Here is a 281-nt window from a genome sequence, read left to right on the forward strand (position 1 = left end):
TGGCTGGACCGGGTGGATGTGGTGCAGCCGGTGTTGTGGGCGGTGATGGTGTCGCTGGCGGAGCTGTGGCGGTCGTTCGGTGTCGTGCCTGCCGCTGTGGTGGGTCATTCGCAGGGTGAGATCGCGGCGGCGTGTGTGTCGGGTGCGTTGTCGTTGGAGGACGCGGCGATGGTGGTCGCGTTGCGGAGCCGGGCGATTCTGGAGCTTGCGGGTTCGGGTGGGATGGCGTCGCTGGGGGTGCCGGTGGAGCGTGCCTCCGAGCTGATCGCGGAGTACGGCGG

Annotated in this window: 1 protein-coding gene; it reads left to right on the forward strand. The window is 69.4% G+C overall.

Annotated features, from left to right (window positions below):
* Positions 1 to 281, forward strand: a 281-nt coding sequence (locus tag ALMP_RS35290; protein ID WP_264935855.1) for an acyltransferase domain-containing protein, incomplete at both ends; no start/stop codon positions are given.

Source organism: Streptomyces sp. A012304, from assembly GCF_026008495.1.
In the GTDB taxonomy this organism is placed as follows: domain Bacteria; phylum Actinomycetota; class Actinomycetes; order Streptomycetales; family Streptomycetaceae; genus Streptomyces.